Origin of the sequence: Rhodococcus sp. 05-2255-3B1, assembly GCF_002258545.1 — a bacterium.
GTDB lineage: Bacteria > Actinomycetota > Actinomycetes > Mycobacteriales > Mycobacteriaceae > Rhodococcoides.
Genome location: NZ_NOZC01000004.1, coordinates 48,344 through 65,663, shown reverse-complemented (window position 1 = coordinate 65,663; position 17,320 = coordinate 48,344). Strand labels below are relative to the sequence as shown.

15 protein-coding genes are annotated in these 17,320 nt (G+C 65.4%); 9 read left to right on the top strand and 6 right to left on the bottom strand.

Annotated features, from left to right (window positions below; genetic code table 11):
- Positions 1-79 precede the first annotated feature (79 nt).
- The gene (locus CH249_RS02460) at positions 80-928 is read left to right on the top strand and encodes an AraC family transcriptional regulator (RefSeq protein WP_179273062.1); all 849 of its coding nucleotides are present in this window, start codon (positions 80-82) and stop codon (positions 926-928) included.
- Positions 912-1,313 (top strand): VOC family protein, encoded by a 402-nt coding sequence (locus CH249_RS02455; protein ID WP_176459377.1) that lies wholly within the window; start codon positions 912-914, stop codon positions 1,311-1,313. The genes CH249_RS02460 and CH249_RS02455 overlap by 17 nt, the downstream gene beginning before the upstream one ends.
- Here CH249_RS02455 and CH249_RS02450 read toward each other — a convergent pair.
- On the bottom strand, positions 1,295-2,314 hold the full coding sequence (locus CH249_RS02450; protein ID WP_094629616.1) for a glutathione S-transferase family protein: 1,020 nt from the start codon (positions 2,312-2,314) through the stop codon (positions 1,295-1,297). The genes CH249_RS02455 and CH249_RS02450 overlap by 19 nt on opposite strands.
- Before the next feature lie 57 nt (positions 2,315-2,371).
- Positions 2,372-3,124: a GNAT family N-acetyltransferase gene (locus tag CH249_RS02445; RefSeq protein ID WP_094629617.1), complete on the bottom strand. Its 753-nt coding sequence runs from the start codon at positions 3,122-3,124 to the stop codon at positions 2,372-2,374.
- Between the two features lie 174 nt (positions 3,125-3,298).
- Here CH249_RS02445 and CH249_RS02440 point away from each other — a divergent pair, with 174 nt between their 5' ends.
- The 3 genes from CH249_RS02440 (at position 3,299) to CH249_RS02430 (ending at position 5,860) form a co-directional block, all read left to right on the top strand.
- Complete coding sequence (locus CH249_RS02440) at positions 3,299-3,502, top strand: cold-shock protein (RefSeq protein ID WP_008714360.1); 204 nt, start codon at positions 3,299-3,301, stop codon at positions 3,500-3,502.
- A gap of 288 nt (positions 3,503-3,790) precedes the next feature.
- Positions 3,791-4,396 carry a PadR family transcriptional regulator gene (locus CH249_RS02435; protein ID WP_032396495.1) on the top strand — a complete coding sequence of 202 codons (606 nt, stop codon included), beginning with the start codon at positions 3,791-3,793 and terminating at the stop codon, positions 4,394-4,396.
- A 9-nt stretch (positions 4,397-4,405) separates the two neighbouring features.
- Complete coding sequence (locus CH249_RS02430) at positions 4,406-5,860, top strand: DHA2 family efflux MFS transporter permease subunit (RefSeq protein WP_094629618.1); 1,455 nt, start codon at positions 4,406-4,408, stop codon at positions 5,858-5,860.
- Positions 5,861-5,927: 67 nt separating this feature from the next.
- Here the strand turns inward: CH249_RS02430 and CH249_RS02425 are convergent, their stop codons facing one another.
- Positions 5,928-7,073, bottom strand: a complete 1,146-nt coding sequence (locus CH249_RS02425) for an acyl-CoA dehydrogenase family protein (RefSeq protein WP_032396497.1) — start codon at positions 7,071-7,073, stop codon at positions 5,928-5,930.
- Positions 7,074-7,162: 89 nt separating this feature from the next.
- On the opposite strand from CH249_RS02425, the gene CH249_RS02420 reads away from it, so the two are divergent.
- Both CH249_RS02420 and CH249_RS02415 read left to right on the top strand, forming a co-directional pair.
- Complete coding sequence (locus tag CH249_RS02420; RefSeq protein WP_045201077.1) at positions 7,163-7,954, top strand: enoyl-CoA hydratase/isomerase family protein; 792 nt, start codon at positions 7,163-7,165, stop codon at positions 7,952-7,954.
- Between the two features lie 10 nt (positions 7,955-7,964).
- The gene (locus CH249_RS02415; protein WP_094629619.1) at positions 7,965-8,906 is read left to right on the top strand and encodes an adenosine deaminase; all 942 of its coding nucleotides are present in this window, start codon (positions 7,965-7,967) and stop codon (positions 8,904-8,906) included.
- Between the two features lie 19 nt (positions 8,907-8,925).
- On the opposite strand, the gene CH249_RS02410 is transcribed toward CH249_RS02415, so the two are convergent.
- A complete protein-coding gene (locus CH249_RS02410) occupies positions 8,926-10,413 on the bottom strand; it encodes a molybdopterin-dependent oxidoreductase (RefSeq protein ID WP_094682125.1) in 1,488 nt (495 codons plus the stop codon).
- Between the two features lie 61 nt (positions 10,414-10,474).
- Entirely contained in the window at positions 10,475-11,788 is a 1,314-nt protein-coding gene (locus CH249_RS02405) for a D-arabinono-1,4-lactone oxidase (RefSeq protein WP_094682124.1), read from the bottom strand.
- Between the two features lie 88 nt (positions 11,789-11,876).
- On the opposite strand from CH249_RS02405, the gene CH249_RS02400 reads away from it, so the two are divergent.
- Together CH249_RS02400 and CH249_RS02395 are read left to right on the top strand one after the other, a co-directional pair.
- On the top strand, positions 11,877-12,518 hold the full coding sequence (locus tag CH249_RS02400; protein WP_032396501.1) for a TetR/AcrR family transcriptional regulator: 642 nt from the start codon (positions 11,877-11,879) through the stop codon (positions 12,516-12,518).
- 90 nt (positions 12,519-12,608) lie between these two features.
- Positions 12,609-13,823, top strand: a complete 1,215-nt coding sequence (locus tag CH249_RS02395; RefSeq protein ID WP_094647015.1) for an alanine racemase — start codon at positions 12,609-12,611, stop codon at positions 13,821-13,823.
- On the opposite strand, the gene CH249_RS02390 is transcribed toward CH249_RS02395, so the two are convergent.
- On the bottom strand, positions 13,793-17,242 hold the full coding sequence (locus CH249_RS02390; RefSeq protein WP_094682122.1) for a bifunctional RecB family nuclease/DEAD/DEAH box helicase: 3,450 nt from the start codon (positions 17,240-17,242) through the stop codon (positions 13,793-13,795). The two genes, CH249_RS02395 and CH249_RS02390, sit on opposite strands and share 31 nt — an antisense overlap.
- Between the last annotated feature and the right edge of the window lie 78 nt (positions 17,243-17,320).

Here is a 17,320-nt window from a genome sequence, read left to right as displayed (position 1 = left end):
CCGCGGTGGTGCCCACCCGGAGACCACTGTAGATATCGACTTCTGTTACCCCGCTTCGCGCTGTTCTACGCTGAGCCGTATGACGGTGGGCGCAGTCTCCGAGGGTTTGCGCTGGTTGCCTTCTGCGCGGCTGCGTTCGTCGGTGCGTCCGTACGACGGGTATTGCCTGCGGGGACACGCCCCCGGGGAGCACGTCGGGATGCCCAGTCCGTATCTGACTCTGATCGTGGCAATCGAGCCCGAGGTGGTAGTTCGCGGTGTGCCGCATCGCGGTGACGGCTCGTTCGAAACCCTCGTCGGTGGGATCTCCTCGACGCCGGTGACGATCGTGCACGACGGCAATCAGTACGGGATTCAGCTTTCGCTCACCCCGCAGGGATCTCGGACGTTGCTCGGTGTTCCGTCCGCCGACTTGGGTGACTGGATCGTACGGCTGGACGACCTGCTGGGGTCCGACGCTGTCGAGATGCGTGAGCGGGTCTGCGCCGCGGCGACGTGGTCCGCACGCTTCGATGTCGTCGATGAGATCCTGGTGCGTAGGTTGATCGGCCAAGAGATCGATCCGCGGTTGGGCTGGGCGTGGGATACGCTCACGGGCGAACCCGCCTCGCGGGTTGCCGACGTCGCACGCGAAATCGGCTGGAGCACAAGACACTTGATCTCGAAATTCACTGCGGAGTATGGCGTGTCGCCGAAAGTGGCCGCCAGAATCGCCAGGTTTCATCGCTCCCATCAGCTACTACGCCGGCCGATCGTGCAGAGTATGGCCATCGTCGCCGCCGACTGCGGGTACTACGACCAATCGCACATGAACCGCGACTGGCGCGCGATGGCAGGTATGGCACCTTCGGTGTGGCGCGAGAGAGAAGTGTTCGCATTCGTACAAGACCACGTCATCGAGCGCGGGCACGATGACAGTCATGACTGAAACGCGAACTACCGTGTGGCCGTGCCTGCGTTACGACGATGCTCGTACCGCCATTCGCTTCCTCGTCGATGTTGTCGGGTTCACCGAAGCCGCCGTCCACGGCGAAGGTGACCGTGTCGATCATGCAGAACTGCGCTGGCCGGAAGGCGGGGGCGTCATGCTCGGCAGTGTCCGTGCCGACGGTGCGCTCACCGGTCTGCCGGCCGGCGTCGGTTGTGCCTACGTCGTCACCGATCGCCCCGACGAGATCCATGCACGTGTCGTGGCGGCCGGCGTCACGATTACGCAGCCCTTGCGGGACGAGGACTACGGGAGTCGCGGCTTCACGTGTCGCGACGCCGAAGGCGTCCACTGGTCGTTCGGAACCTACGCGGGGACCCAGTGATCGGCCGGAACGAGCTCGTCAGGCTTGGGCGGCGGGGGAGCGGTTCCGTCGCCGAACGGTGATCCTCCCAGGGATTCGCGGCCGTGGGGTTCGAGCCACCCTGCCAGGTCCGGGCCCTTGGGCACGATCCCCGTCGGGTTGATGTCGGTGTGCACCTCGTAGTAGTGCCGCTTGATGTGGTCGAAGTCGACCGTGTCGCCGAATCCGGGCGTCTGGAACAGATCGCGTGCGTAGTTCCACAGCACCGGCATTTCGCTGAGCTTGCTGCGATTGCACTTGAAGTGGCCGTGGTAGACGGGATCGAAGCGTACGAGGGTGGTGAACAGGCGCACGTCGGCTTCGGTGATGTGCTCGCCGACGAGGTAGCGCTGGGTGGACAGGCGTTCGACGAGCCAGTCGAGGCGCGTGAACAAGCGGTCGTAGGCCTTTTCGTACGCCTCCTGCGAGCCGGCGAATCCACAGCGGTAGACGCCGTTGTTGACGTCTCGGAACACCAGATCGGCGACCTCGTCGATCTCGGCGCGCAGCGCTTCCGGGTACAGATCGGGGGCACCGTCGCGGTGGTACTGCGTCCATTCGGTCGACAGGTCCAGGGTGATCTGCGGGTAGTCGTTGGTGACGACCTCGCCGGTGGGAACGTCGACGATGGCGGGGACGGTGATGCCGCGCTCGTAGTCCGGGAAGCGAGCGAAGTAGGCGTCCTGCAACCTCGGGATCTGCAGAACGGAGTCGACGCCGCCTGGCTCTTCCTGGAAGTTCCAGCTGCGCGGGTCGTGGGTCGGCCCCGGAATGCCAAGGGACAGCACGTCTTCCAGCCCGAGGAGGCGACGCACGATGATGGACCGATGCGCCCACGGGCAGGCGCGTGCGGCGATCAGTCGATACCGACCGGGTTCCACCGGATAGCCGTCTCGGCCGTCCGCGGTGATTCGCGTCGGAATGTAATTGGTGTCGCGCGTGAATTCCTTGCCCGGTTCCACGTAGGCGGCATCGTCTGCCATTGTGTTCACTCCTCGCATCGATCGGTCCCCGACGACGCTACCCAGTCCGGAGGTACCTCAACCGTGATCGCCGCGAAGCACCGCGGTGTGACGGACGCCGATCTCCACGTAGCCCAGCCGCGCGGCGAGGCGTCGAGCACTGGCGTTCTCCGGTCGCGATCGCCATTGCGGAATCAGGCCGTCGTCGATGGCGTCGTTGGTCGCCAGCCTGCCGACCACCTGGGCGTGGCCTCGTCGGCGATGGTTCGCGTCCGTCAGGACACGCATGTCGGCCAGGATCAGCTGCTGCTCCGAGTAGCCGGCCGACGCGAGGGAGTGCGCCGAGTCCGCAGGCCTGTCGTCGCCGAGCAGAGTGAACCAGTGCCGTGAGACCGGCTCGTCGAACGCCTCGGCGACGTCGGCTTCACTGCAGTGCGCAGCCAGGTTGCGCGCATGCTCCGCTTCGTGGGAGATCAGCGGGTCGTGTACGTCGATGGTGTGGCCGATGTCCGACCCGTAGGCCACGGTGTGTGTGCCGATGTCATAGCGCTCGGATCGGTCACCCAACAGCGCCGAGATCCAGGTGCGGTCGGTACCGGCATGGCCGGTGAGTGTGCGCGAGGCGTCCACCGCCCAGGACGGACCGGAGATCAGGGTGGTCTCGGCCAGTCGCAGGACGGTGATGTCCTCGGTGGCACCGACATGTTCGACGCGGTCGGAGTCGGTGTCGAGGGCTCGATCGTCCATCTGCAGCTGTCGACACCACGCCAACCGGACGATGTCGAGTCGGTGGCGATCGAACGGACCCGCGTCGGGCAGAGGGGAATTCACGCTCGAAACATTAGCCACAGGGCCGCAGGGCTCCATTTCGGTTTCACCGTCCCAAAGCAATCTTTCGAACTTTTTCGCCCCCGGTGTTTCGCTCAGCGCCGATAGATGGCAGACTCGGATTTGAGATTAGAGCTTCGACGTGAAGATCTAGCTCGCTTACAGAAGGTTTACAGAATGACGCAGGGCAGTGTGAAGTGGTTCAACGGCGAAAAGGGCTTCGGCTTCATCGAGCAGGATGGTGGCGGACCGGACGTTTTCGTTCATTACTCGGAGATTCAGGGTAGCGGCTTCAAGTCGCTCGACGAGGGCCAGCGCGTGGAGTTCGAGGTGGGCCAGGGTCAGAAGGGCCCCCAGGCTACCGGCGTCCGCGCCATCTGATTCAAGCTTCGTAACCCGACTTCTCCTGGTGGAGTGAGCTTCTCGAAGTAAATCCCACCAGAAATTCGGTGAAAAGGCCGGATACACGGAAGAGATTCCGAGTATCCGGCCTTCGTCTGTCGAAAGGGACATCGACCTCGGTCGATGTCCCTTCTGCATTTCCAGGACATCATGTGCCGTATGTCCGATTGATCCCCAGGTCGGAGCATTGTCCTGGTTGCAGTCGGCCTTCCCGCGAGCTTATATTCCAGTTGGAATAATTCGACTGGGGTATCGGGAGGGAGTGCGATGCGAGGGGCGGCAGTGAACCCGCTGGGCGTATCGGTCCTGGCACTGCTCTCGGAAGGTGCCATGCATCCCTACGAGATGTACCAACTGCTGCTGGAGCGTAAGGAAGATCGAATCGTCAAGGTTCGACCGGGGTCGCTGTACCACGCCGTTGCGCGACTCCACGGGCAGGAACTGGTCGCCGAGGTCGGAACGGACCGCGGCGGCAACCGACCCGAGCGCACCACCTACGAGATCACGCCCGCCGGCCGACGCGTTCTCCTGGACAGGCTCACCGAGATCCTCCGCACCCCGGTGCGTGAGTATCCGCAGTTCACCCTCGGTCTGTCCGAGATGCACAACCTACCGGCGTCCCAGGCGATCGCCCTGCTCCGTGCACGAATCGAAGACCTGTCGCTCGAGATCGAGGAACTGTCCGGTTACCAGCGCCTGGCAGCAGAACGCAAGGTGTCCGAAATCTACTGGGCCGGAATCGATTACACGTACCACATGTTGTCCGCCGAAGTGAATTGGTTGACGAGCTACATCGATCGCGTCGACAGCGGCGCGTTGCCGTGGCCGCACGAGATTTCCGCACACCACACGACCCTGACGGATCGGGACTAGGAGAACAGTATGAACGCCGTCGAGACCGCTCCGCCGCAGAAGGCGATCGAACCCTGGCCCGCCCTGTGGGCACTGTGCCTCGGCTTCTTCATGATTCTGGTCGACACCACCATCGTGGCAGTCGCTCAGCCGGCCATCCTCGCGGGCCTGAACACCGACATCAACAACGTCATCTGGGTCACCAGCGCGTATCTGCTGGCCTACGCCGTGCCGTTGCTCGTCACCGGACGACTCGGTGACAAGTTCGGTCCCAGAAACCTCTACATCGCCGGTCTGGTCGTGTTCACCCTCGCGTCGGCGTGGTGCGGGCTGTCCGGATCCATCGAGATGCTCATCGCTGCGCGTGCCGTGCAGGGTCTCGGCGCTGCGATGATCACCCCGCAGACGATGGCCGTGATCACCCGGGTGTTCCCCGCCGAGAAGCGCGGAACGGCCATGGGAGCGTGGGGTGCCGTCGCGGGGGTGGCGACACTCGTCGGTCCGATCCTCGGCGGCGTCCTGGTCGACTCACTCGGCTGGGAGTGGATCTTCTTCATCAATCTGCCGGTCGGTGTAGTTGCAATTGCGTTGGCGCTCAAGTTCGTTCCGGTGTTGCCCACCAACGACCACAAGTTCGATCTGCTCGGTGTCGCACTCAGTGCCGTCGGACTGTTCTGCATCGTCTTCGGTATTCAGGAAGGGCAGAAGTACGACTGGGGGACAGGTATCTGGATCCTGATCGGTGTCGGATTACTCGTCTTCGCCGGGTTCGTCTACTGGCAGTCGGTGAACAAGAGCGAACCGCTGGTCCCGTTGGCGCTCTTCCGTGATCGTAACTTCTCGCTCTCCAATATCGGCATCGCCGCAATGGGTTTCGCGATGTCCGGCATGATGTTGCCGATCATGTTCTACGCACAGAGCGTCACCGGGCTCACCCCGACCCGATCGGCACTACTGTTCGTGCCGATGGCACTGCTGACCGGCATTCTGGCACCCAACGTCGGCAAGCTCGTCGACAGGACACATCCGCGCTACATCGCCGGTTCGGGATTGTTCATCCTGGCCGCATCACTGCTGTGGTTCGCGTACGAGATGACACCCACCACGGCGATCTGGAAGCTGCTGCTCCCCGTCGCCGCAATGGGCGTGGCCAACGCGTTGATCTGGTCTCCGCTGGCGGCCACGGCAACTCGTAATCTTCCGATGAGTCAGGCCGGCGCAGGCTCGGGCATCTACAACACCACCCGCATGATCGGCTCCGTGCTCGGTAGTGCGGGCATCGGCGCGCTCATCCAGTCTCGCCTGGCCGCCGAACTGCCCACCGGTGGATCTGCCTCGGGGGCAAACGAATTCGCCGGCCGAGTGCCCGAGATGCTGCGTGACGGTTTCACGACCGCCATGGCCCAGTCTCTGATCCTGCCCGCCGCGGTGTTGATCGTCGGCATGATCGCGGTCTGCTTCTACGCTCGGCCGGCGTTCAAGTAAGTGCTTGCGGCAGTGGTGCGTTTGGGTCCCCCATGCGGCACTTATCCGCACCGCTGCGCGAAGCGCACTACAGGCCCAGATCGCGGCCGATCAGTTCCTTCATGATTTCGTTCGATCCGGCCCAGATCTTCGTCACGCGAGCGTCTTTCCATGCGCGGGCGGCGCGGTACTCGTTCATGAAGCCGTAGCCACCGTGCAACTGGACGCAGTGGTCGAGAATCTCGTTCTGTACCTGCGAGCTCCACCACTTCGCCTTGGCGGCGTCGATCGCCGTCAGCTCACCGATGCCGTGCGCGGCGATGCAGTTGTCGATATAGGCCTGTGCCACATCCAGTTTGGTGACGAGCTCGGCGAGCAGGAACTTGTTCCACTGGAGCGAACCTATCTGCTGGCCGAAGGCCTTGCGGTCCTTGGCGTACTGCAGCGTCTCCTCGAGGATCGGGCGCACGTGTCCGAGGTTGGCGACCGAGCAGCTGATGCGTTCCTGGGGGAGCAGCTGCATCATGTGGATGAAGCCGCCGTCGAACTCGCCGATCATGTTCGAGCTCGGGACCCGAACGTTCTCGAAGAACAGCTCGGCCGTATCGGACTCGGGCTGACCGACCTTGTCGAGCTTGCGGCCACGGGAGAATCCTTCGGTGCCGTTCTCGACGGCGAAGAGCGTGATGCCCTTGGCCTTCTTCTCCGGCGTGGTGCGGGTGGCGACGATGACGAGGTCCGCGGAGTTGCCGTTGGTGATGAAGGTCTTCGAACCGTTGATGATGAAGTCGTCGCCGTCCTTGACGGCGGTGGTCTTGAGCGCAGCGAGATCCGAGCCGCCGGACGGCTCGGTCATCGCGATCGCGGTGAGGATCTCGCCGCTGCAGAAGCCGGGCAGCCAGCGCTTCTTCTGCTCCTCGGTGGTGAGCTTGACCAGGTAGGGAGCGACGATGTCCACGTGAATTCCGAAGCACGACGCCACCGCGGCACTCGAGCGGGCGAGTTCCTCGGCGAGGACGGCGTTGAATCGGTAGTCCTCGGCTCCGCTGCCGCCGTATTCCTCGGGCACTTCGAGGCCCAGGAATCCGTTGCGACCTGCTTCGAGCCAGATCTCGCGGTCGATGTATCGCTGTTCGACGAGCTTTTCCTCGACCGGTGTGATGGTGCGGGTGACGAACTCGCGCACCGACGCACGGAAGTCCTCGTGATCGGCCTCGAACAGGCTGCGCTTCATCTATCTGTTCCTCTCGGTAACGGTGAGTTACCTGCGCACAATACTCGTTGGTAACAACCGTCCGAGACCGGTGTGGCACTATGCGAACCATGGCTGACGCACCCACTTCGCTCGTTCGATCCACCACCGCGGCAGGCGCCGAGGTCGCCGTCCTCACCTTCGACCACGGCCCGCTCAATCTGTTCGATCAGGCCATGTTCGACGCGGTGGCAGCGAACGTTGCCGACCTCGTCGCGCGGCCCCCTCGTGCGGTGCTGCTTCGCGCCGAGGGCAAGGTCAACTCCGCAGGTGTCGACGTCCATGTGTTCGAGGGCCTGTCCGCCGCACAGGGTGCCGATCTGTGGCGGGGTCTGTTCGCACAGATTGCTCATCCGCTCGAGGCGCTGCCCTGCCCGGTGATCTACGCCGCGCACGGTTTGACGCTCACCGCCGCGTTCGAGATCTCGCTGGCCTGCGACATCATTCTCGCCGGTCCCAAGGCCAAGTTCGGTCTGGTCGAGACCGTCGTCGGGTTGACGCCGTCGATGGGTGGCCCGCAGCGCCTCGCCGAGCGGGCCGGTTCGGGTCGGGCTCGTGAGCTCGTCATGACCGGTGACCTGTACGACGCGCAGACGCTGAAGGAGTGGGGCGTGGTCAATCAGGTTCACGACGACGTCGATGCCGCGGCGCTCGCGCTGACGCATCGACTGGCGGACGGCCCCACGGTCGCCCATGCGGCGACGAAACAGATTGTGGCAGCGTGGCGTTCGGGCGGTGTGGCCCATGCGGACGAGGTCACCTCGGAGGTCTCCGGTGCCCTGTTCGAAACAGAGGATCTGCGGGGTGCGGTGAAGAGCTTCCTCGAGGTCGGTCCGGGTAAGGCGACGTACACGGGCAAGTAGCATCGGGTGAGTGAGTACTGATCAGCTGGCCGAACTGCACCTGCACATCGAGGGGTCACTCGAACCTCCGTTGATATTCGAGCTGGCGGAGCGTAACGGATTGTCGTTGCCGTACAGCGACATCGACGAACTGCGGGCGAAGTACGAGTTCACCGACCTGCAGTCGTTCCTGGATCTGTACTACGCCAACATGGCCGTGTTGCGCACTGCCGAGGATTTTGCCGATCTGGCTCGGGCCTACTTTCGCCGCACGGCGCAGGCCGGGGTGACACACGCGGAGATCTTCTTCGATCCGCAGGCGCACACCGAGCGCGGCGTCCCCCTCGAGGCCGTCGTCGACGGATTGGCGGACGCGTGCGCCTCCAGCGAGCGCGAGTTCGGCGTCACCAGTGGGCTGATTGCGTCGATCCTGCGGGACAAGCCGGTGCTGCACGCCAACCAGCTACTCGACGATCTGTTGGCGATGCAGGCCCCCATCATCGGGCTCGGTCTCGATTCCGCCGAGGTGGGCTATCCGCCGTCACTGTTCGTCGACGTGTTCGCCAAGGCGCGCGCCGAGGGACTGCACGTCGTCGCGCATGCGGGCGAAGAAGGGCCGCCGGATTACATCTGGCAGGCACTGGATCTGCTGAAGGTCGAGCGCATCGACCACGGAGTGCGATGCCTCGAAGACGAAGCACTGGTCGATCGTCTTGTCGAGGAACAGATTCCGCTCACCGTCTGCCCGCTCTCCAACGTTCGGCTCAAGGTGATCGACACCGTCGACCAGCTGCCGTTGCGGCAGATGCTCGAGCGCGGCCTGTCGGTGTCGATCAACTCCGACGACCCCGCCTACTTCGGCGGCTACGTCGACGACAACTTCGCAGCCCTCGAAGCGGGAATGGGTCTCACCACGGCCGAGCGAAAGCAGCTGGCCGAGAACTCGATTCGCGCGAGCTTCGCGACTGTCTAGATCAGCGCGACTGTCCGGATCAGGTCGCCGTCACCGAGATCCGCGGGTAGCCGGTGGCACCATCGGGAACGGTGTCGGCGGTCTGGTTGGTCTGCAGCTCGCCCGCGGAGTTGGTGGCGCGGGCTCGGATCGCGTGTTGGCCCGAGGGCAGGTCCAGCTCGACGGTCCATTGCCGCCAGGTGTCCTTGGAGTACTCCTCGGACAACGTGGCCGGCACCCAGTTGCCCTCGTCCACTTGCACTTCGACGGCGTCGATACCGGTGTGCTGATCCCAGGCGACGCCGGCGATGACCGTCTTCCCCGTGGGCACGGAACTGCCCGATCGCGGGGTGTCGATCCGGGAGGCGGTCTTGATCGGCCCGAGCGCGCCCCAACCGCGGTCGGTCCAGTATGCCGTCGCGCGGTCGAAGCGGGTGATCTCGATGTCGGTGACCCACTTGGTCGCCGAGACGTAGCCGTACAGACCGGGTACGACGAGCCTCGCCGGGTAGCCGTGTTCGACGGGCAGCGGTGCGCCGTTCATTCCGACGGCCAGCAGCGCGTCGCGGCCGTCGAGCAGCACTTCGAGGGGAGTGCCCGCGGTGAAGGCGTCACTGCTCGACGACAGTGCCATGTCGGCGTCGGGGGAGATGCCTGCTTCTTCGAGAATGTCCTTGAGCGGGTAGCCGATCCACGTCGCGTTGCCCACGAGGTCGCCGCCGACGATGTTGGAGACACAGGTCAGGGTGACCGTCTTCTCCACGGCCTGACGCTGCGCCAGGTCGGCGAACGTCAGCTCGATCTCGCGGTCCACCATGCCGTGGATCCGCAACGACCACGTATCCGACGCCACCCGCGGCACGACCAGCGCGGTGTCGATGCGGTAGAAGTCGTCGTTCGGGGTGATGTACGACGCGAGGCCGTCGATCTTCAGGTCCGCCCCGGCCGGGATCGGTGGTTGCGGAGTGGGCGTGGGCAGCATGAAGCCGAGTCGATCCGCGGTGACGGCGCGGGCGGAGGTCAGCATCCGGCCGGCTGTCCCGGCAACGACGCCGAGTACCGCGGCACCGGCGGCGAGGGTCAGGAAACTACGTCGGTTCATGCCTTCGGTCGCAGGGGCGGCGGCACCGATGAGGGCGTGCAGCACGACGATGCCCACGATGACGCCGCCGATGGTCGGGACTGCGTAGAGCGCGGTGGCGTCGGGTCGAGTCACTGCCGCGAGTACGCCCACAACGCCCAGTGCGGCGAACACCACGGCACCGATCGGCTTGCGGGCGATTCCCGCCGCCGCGGCGATCGCGCCGATCACCACGGCCATGCCGACGAACAGGGCGAGCTTGTCGGAGGTGCCGAACGTGTCGATGGCCCATTCACGGATCGCGGCCGGACTGTTGTCGACGGCCGAGGACCCGACGGCGGTCAGTGGTGACGAGTTGGGTCCGATGGGCACGGCGATCAATTCGCCGACACCGAGGACGACTCCGGCGGCGACGATGCCGGACAGCGCGCGTTTTCCTGTACTCACTCGCTCCAATGTAAGCGAATTCGTGGTGAGCGGTACTTCGTAGCCTGCTACGAATTACCGCTCACGACAGCAGACGCTCGAGGTACTCGCTGCCGAACAACTTCTTCGGGTCCATCGAGTCCCGAACACGCAGGAAGTCGTCGAAGTGTTCGTAGGTATCGCGCAGCTCGTCGCCGCCGAGGGAGTGCAGTTTGCCCCAGTGCGGCCTGCCACCGACGCTGCGGCAGATTGCCTCGACGGCGTCGAAGTACTCGCGGTGATCGCGGCGGTGGTACTGGTGGACGGCGATGTAGGCCGTCGGGCGTCCGGATGCGGTGGAGAGCCAGATGTCGTCGCCCGCGGCGAAGCGCACTTCGACCGGGAACGCGATGGACATCGACGACCGTTCGAGCCATCGATCCACCTCGCGCAGCACCCAACCGATCTCGGATGCGGGTACCGCATATTCCATCTCGACGAACTTGACGGTCCGCGACGACGCGAACACCCGGTACGAGCGGTCGATGTACTCGCGAGCCGACAGTGCCCGAGCCGAGACCGCATTGACCCGAGGAATCAGTGCCGGTACGCGGGTCACCACCCGGTTGAGGCCCTCGAAGACCGTGTTGGACAGCAATTCGTCGTCGATGTAGGAGCGCACCTTTCCCAACGGCTTCAGCACCACGTCGCCGGGCAGGCGGGTGTTGCGTTTGGTCAGCACGCGGTCGGTGTGCGGAAACCAGTAGAACTCGAAGTGGTCGACGGCGGCGACGGTCGCGTCGAGTTCGGCGAGCGTTGCCCGCAACGTCGACGGCTCCTCGACGGCCCGCAGGGCGAAGGCCGGAACGCACTCGAGCGTGACTCGGGTGATGACGCCGAGCGCACCGAGCCCGACGCGGGCCGCGTCGAACAGTTCCGCGTTCTCCTCACGAGAGCACTGCACGAGTTCGCCGTCCGCGGTCATCAGTTCCACCGCGCACACCTGGGTGGCGATGCCGCCGAAGCGTCCTCCCGTTCCGTGGGTACCCGTGGAGATGGCGCCCGCGATGGATTGTTCGTCGATGTCGCCGAGGTTGGTCATGGCCAGCCCGAGATCCCACAACCGCGCGGTCAGCTCGCGCAGCCGGGTGCCTGCGAGCACTGTCACCCGGGCCGACCCGTCGTCGTCGTGCACCACGGATTCGATGCCGCGCAGCGAATCGAGGCCGATCTGGACGCCGTCGGTCACCGCGATCGGAGTGAAGGAATGGCCGGCCCCGACGCATCGCACCGTGCGAGATCGTTCGACGGCACCGGCCAGCACGATGCGCAACTCGTCCACCGACGTGGGCTCGGCGCGGTCCGACGGGAACGCGTGTTGATTGCCTGCCCAGTTCTGCCACGACCCCGCGTTCATTCGATCACTATTGCATTGCTCGTACCGCGCGGAGGCGCGCCTGGATCAATCCGAGGCACAGAACTCGGCCGCGCCCTAGGATCGGGTCATGCAATCGAGGCTGCCCGCTGATGTGCGACGCGCGCAACTGGTGCAGTCTGCGATCGAGGTCGCCGAGCGCGTGGGAATCGAGTCCCTGACCGTACGTGCTCTGTCGGAGCATGCCGAGGTCACCAAGGGCATCGTGCAGTACCACTTCGAGACCAAGCAGGATCTGGTGATCGCGATGGGCGAGCACCTCATCGTCGACGTCACCGAGATTCTGCACGCCGCGTTGGACAGTGCCGTGGGTACGCGCGAACTCCCGGGCGTCCGCGGTCTGCGAGAGCTGGTGCACGGCGGTCTGAGCGCGGTGTGGTTGCTGATCGAGAAGTCCCCGGATCGGCAGTTGCTCGCCTACGAGATCAAGACCTATCTGTTGCGTCATCGCGCGCTCGGGTCCGCAACGGCCGCCGAGATCGCCACTGGGCAGTACCGAATCCGAGACTCCGAGGCCCGGTTGTTCTTCGAGAAGTGTTCCGCTCACACCGGTACGCGATGGCTCGAGCCGGTGGCGTCGATCGCGCGTTTCGGAATGGCCACCCTCGACGGGCTGGTGCTGCGGTGGTTGGTCGACGGCGACGATCTCGAGGTGCTGGCGCAGATCGACGACCTGTCGGGGCTGATCGCGGGCAAGGCCGTGGACTGCTGAGACTCGGCGTGGTCGATGCTCGCTGGGACTTCTGGGCTGCGGAGTGTTTGACTGTGTAGGCCTGGCAACGACGACGAAGGAATACGCCGCATGAGCTCGATCGCCGGTGTCGCAACCACCGACACGACACCACTGTCCCGTATCGCCGCTGCCACCGAGGGGATCGAATCACCTTTGGCTGCAGTCGATTCGGCTGCCCTCGATGCCAATGCTGCGGCCCTGCGAGCGCGGGCGAATTCGGTGCCGATCAGGATCGCGAGCAAGTCGGTCAGGTGCCGGGCGGTACTGGATCGGGTGCTCGCGGCCGACGGTGTGAACGGGGTCATGGCCTACTCCCTGCGTGAGGCGATCTGGTTGGCACGCCACGGCGTGGAGGACATCCTGATGGGGTACCCGTCGGTCGATCGCACCGCCCTCGCCGAGGTCGTCAACGATCGTGTGCTGTCGGGACGCATCACGCTGATGGTCGACGACGTCGCACAGCTCGACATCGTGCGCGACGCCACCGACAGCGATCTTCTCAAGCCGCGGATCTGTATCGACGTCGATGCCTCGCTGCGCATCGGGCCGCTGCACATCGGTGTCCGACGTTCGCCGCTGCGCGAACCCGAGCAGGTCGCCGCCTTCGCGCGGGCGGCGCAGGCGCGTGGGTTCCGGGTGGTCGGTCTGATGTTCTACGAGGCGCAGATCGCCGGTGTGCCCGATGCCAATCGTGCGGTGGAATGGATGAAGTCGCTCTCGTCCCGTGAGATCTCCACGCGCAGAACGGCGGTCGTCGAGGCCGTGACTGCGGCAGTCGGTCGGATCGAGATCGTCAACAGTGGCGGTACCGGGTCGATCGACTTCTCGGCGGCCGATCCGGTCGTCACCGAGGTGACCGCCGGGTCGGGCTTGTTCGCGCCGACGCTCTTCGATCGGTATCGCGCGTTCTCGGCCGAGCCCTCGCTGTTCTTCGCACTGCCCGCGGTGCGCAAGCCGACTCCGCAGATCGCGACGCTGTTCGGTGGTGGCTACATCGCGTCGGGTCCGGCGTCGGCGTCGAGGTCGCCGCGGCCGGTCGCGTGGTCGAGAAGGGCGAGAGGAGTGGTGACGTCCGGTCTGAGGTTGCTGCGCAACGAGGGTGCCGGCGAGGTGCAGACTCCCGTGAGCGGAGCAGGGGAGATCCGGATCGGTGATCGCGTCTGGTTCCGCCATGCCAAGGCGGGCGAGCTGTGCGAGCGGTTCGACACCCTGCATCTGGTGCACGCCGACGGGTCCGTCGAGGTAGTCCCCACTTATCGTGGTGAGGGTATGGCGTTCGGCTGAATCCCGTTCTCGCACAGGCCCATGAACGTTCCGAGAGTGACCAGTCCGGCCGGGGTCGACGGCAGGTACCGGGTCAGTGCCCGCGATCGGATCAGTATCGCGGCCCATTGGCCCCGCGAGACCGCGACGTTGAGTCTGTTGCGCGACAACAGGAATCCCATGCCTCGCGGAACGTCCTCGATCGCCGACGCGGCCATCGAGATCAGCACCACCGGTGCCTGGCGTCCCTGGAACTTGTCGACGGTGCCCACCGCGACCTCGTCGAGTCCGGCGGCCGCGAGTCTCTCGATGATGACGGCTACCTGCGCGTTGTAGGCCGCGACGACCAGGAAGTCGCCCTGGTGCATGGGCCGCGCACCCTCGAAGGACTGCGGGTCGCGCCATTGCCGGCCGAGCAGAGTCTGCACACGGGTGACGATCTCGTCGGCTTCCTCCACCGAATCGGTGGAATTGCCGTGGTGGTCGAGGTACACGGTGTGCAGTCCAGGTTCCAGCCCTGACAGTGAACGAGCCTGTGTCACAGCACTGTTGGACTCCAGTTTGCCCTCGTAGGACAGCGCCGACACCGGGGCGCACAGATCGGGATGCATCCGCCATGTCGTGGCCAGGAAGTAACCGCGGTCGACGGGCAGCGTCGGGTGACCGCTGGTGATCCAACCCAGAGCCGACTCGTCGACGGGTTCGGGGTGGGTGCCCTGGCTGACCTGTGGCAGTTGCGCCGGGTCGCCGAGCAGCAGCAGATTACGTGCAGACACCGAGACGGCGATGGTGTTGGCCAGCGAGAACTGCCCGGCCTCGTCGATGACCAGGAGGTCGAGCGATTCGGGCGGGATGCGGCCGGGGTTGGAGAAGTCCCAGGCGGTACCGCCGATCACGCAGCCGTCCTCGGCGTCGGTGACGAATCGGGAGTACTCCGCCGGGTCGACGACGGTGTGGGCTGTCGGTGCCTTCTTGCCCACCCGGCCCGGGTCGACTCCGGCCGCCACGATGGTGTCCAGCACATTGTTGACCACGTGATGCGACTGGCCCACCACGCCGATGCGCCAGCGATGGACGTCGACCAATTCGGCGATCACCCGGGCAGCGGTGTACGTCTTCCCGGTCCCGGGTGGCCCCTGCACGGCAACGTAGGAGTGATCGAGATCGAGCAGGGCCGCCGTGACCGCCGTCACGTAATCCCCGGCGCGGACCTCGGGAAGGCCTGTGCCGGAGCGGGTTCGGGGTGGGGACAGGGTCAGCAGATCGGCGACGGCCGTGCGCGGAAGGTGCGGCAGTGCCGCACCGACCTCGGCGGCGGCGGCAACGATCGCCTGCTCCAGATACTTGGTCGCCGGAGGCGGCTCGGGTGCGGTGGCGATGGGGAAGTCGGGGTACTCGTCCACTCCCTTGCGGAGGTTCTCCTGCACCACCACCATGTCGAGGGTGCCCTCGTAGCCTGCCTGCACGATCTCGACCGTCGTGGTCGCGCGATGGGTCGGCTGCTGCTTCGGCAGCCCCTCCGGCGCCGGGTCGTCGTAGAGCAGCTTGACCTTCGAGCTCGACAGGACTCCGTTGCTCAGGTGCCCCAGTAGCTTGAGCTGCCGTCGCAGGACGCGTTGATTCGGTGCGGTTTTCATCCAGTCGTGCACCAGTTCGGCGCGCTCGACCTTCAGCACGTCGGCGGCGTCGGCCCACTCGTCCAACGGGTGCGTCAGGCGGTCGAAGTGCGCCCACCAGAACGGCTTTCGTTCGCGTCGGTGATACCCGATGGAACCGGCGAACAGTGCGACGGCCTGTTGCGTCGAGGTGCGCTCCCACGGCAGACCGGCGTACTCGGCGAGTTCGAGCTCGAGCGGGCTGGCGGTGTCCACGGCAGCGTCTTCGAGCTCGAGGTGTTGCGTCGTCCGCGGGTGCACCCCGGCATCCGACGCGCGCGCCAGCAACCAATCCCGCAGTCGCTGTGTCGATTCGCAGTCGGTGCGGTTGTACTCGGCGATCTCGGAGAGCAGTGCCGCGGCCTCGGCGTCCTTGCCCTGATCTCGCAGATCGCACCAGTTCGCGTATTCGACGATCGACGCGGCCGCGTCGGTGACGTCTCCGTCGCGGGCGGCGGGCATGTACAGGGGTTCGAGCTTCTTGATGCTGTAGGACCTGGCTCCGATGCGTACCGCAGATCGCACGATCGGATAGAGGTCGACCAGAACATCGTCCCGCAATAGGTCGTCGACCGCGTCCTCACCGACGCCGTAGCGTCCGGCGAGGCGCAGCAGCGCGGTCTTCTCGTACGGCGCGTAGTGGTAGACGTGCATGTTCGGGAAGGCCGCGCGACGGGTGGTCACGTAGTCGAGGAAGTCGATCAGGGCGCGTCGTTCCTGCGCGCGATCGTGCGCCCAGAACGGCAGGAAGTCGCCGTCGGCGGTGTGGACACCGAACAGGTACTCGAGTCCCCACTCGGAACTGCCTGCCTCTGCCCACAGGGGATCGCCCTCGAAGTCGAAGAAGATGTCGCCCGGATCGGGCTCGGGAATCACACCGAGGGCGTCGGCGTCGAAGATCTCGAACTCGGCGTCGCCGCTGTGCTCCTGGCGCACCTGGAGCTCGGCTTGAGCTCGCAGGTTGGTCAGTGTGCGCGACGACATGCCCTGCACGGTCCCGGTCGACGCAGCCAGCTCGTCCACCGTGGCGATTCCCGCGTCGAGCAGTCTCTCCCGGGTACTCGCGCGCATCCCGGCGACGAGAACCAGGTCGCGGTGCTCTTCCACCTCGATCGTGCAGGCCTCGCACTGCCCGCAGCCGGAGTAGCGCGGGTCGAACCAGTCGACGACGGTGCCCTCGGCGTGGTGCTCGTCGAGGATCTGTTGCAGGTGTTCCCTGGACTGCCGGTAGACCGGAAGGATCTCGGCGAGCGAGTGGACGGAGTCGCTGCCGTCGCCGAGCATCAGGTGCACCTCGTCGCTCGGAGTGATCCCGCCGGACCGCAGCGCGTCCGCGTAGGCCGCCAACTGCAGCAGTGCCGGAACCTTGGCGTGCCGCGAGAGCTTCGTGTCGTACACCGCGTACCGATCGCCCTCGGCCACCAGAAAGTCGCAGAAACCGAGGAATCGTCCGTCGAAGAAGGTCGCCTGGTACACCACCGGTGTGCGCGCAGTCAGAGCGGTGAAGGTTGCCCACGCGGCGTCGGCAAGTTCCTGATCGGTACGCCCCGGTCGATCCATCGTCAGGACGCCGCCGGGGAACCGCCGCTGGAATGTCTCGAGCTGTCGGCGCTCGTGCTCGAATCCCAGTGCGGAGGTGCGGTCGAGCATCGGATCGGGGGTGGCCGTTGCCCGCGGGATCAGTCCGCTCAGCCCGTCGAGTCGGCGCAGCAGTCCGAATTCGCACGACGCTGCCGCGGCGAGGTCGCTGGCGCTGTAGATGACGCGATCGCCGATGAGGAACACGCGCCCACCCTAGTCACCGCCGGGAGCGGCACCGGTCACGTTGCGCGCGGATGCCGTCGCGAGGAGGCAAAATGATCG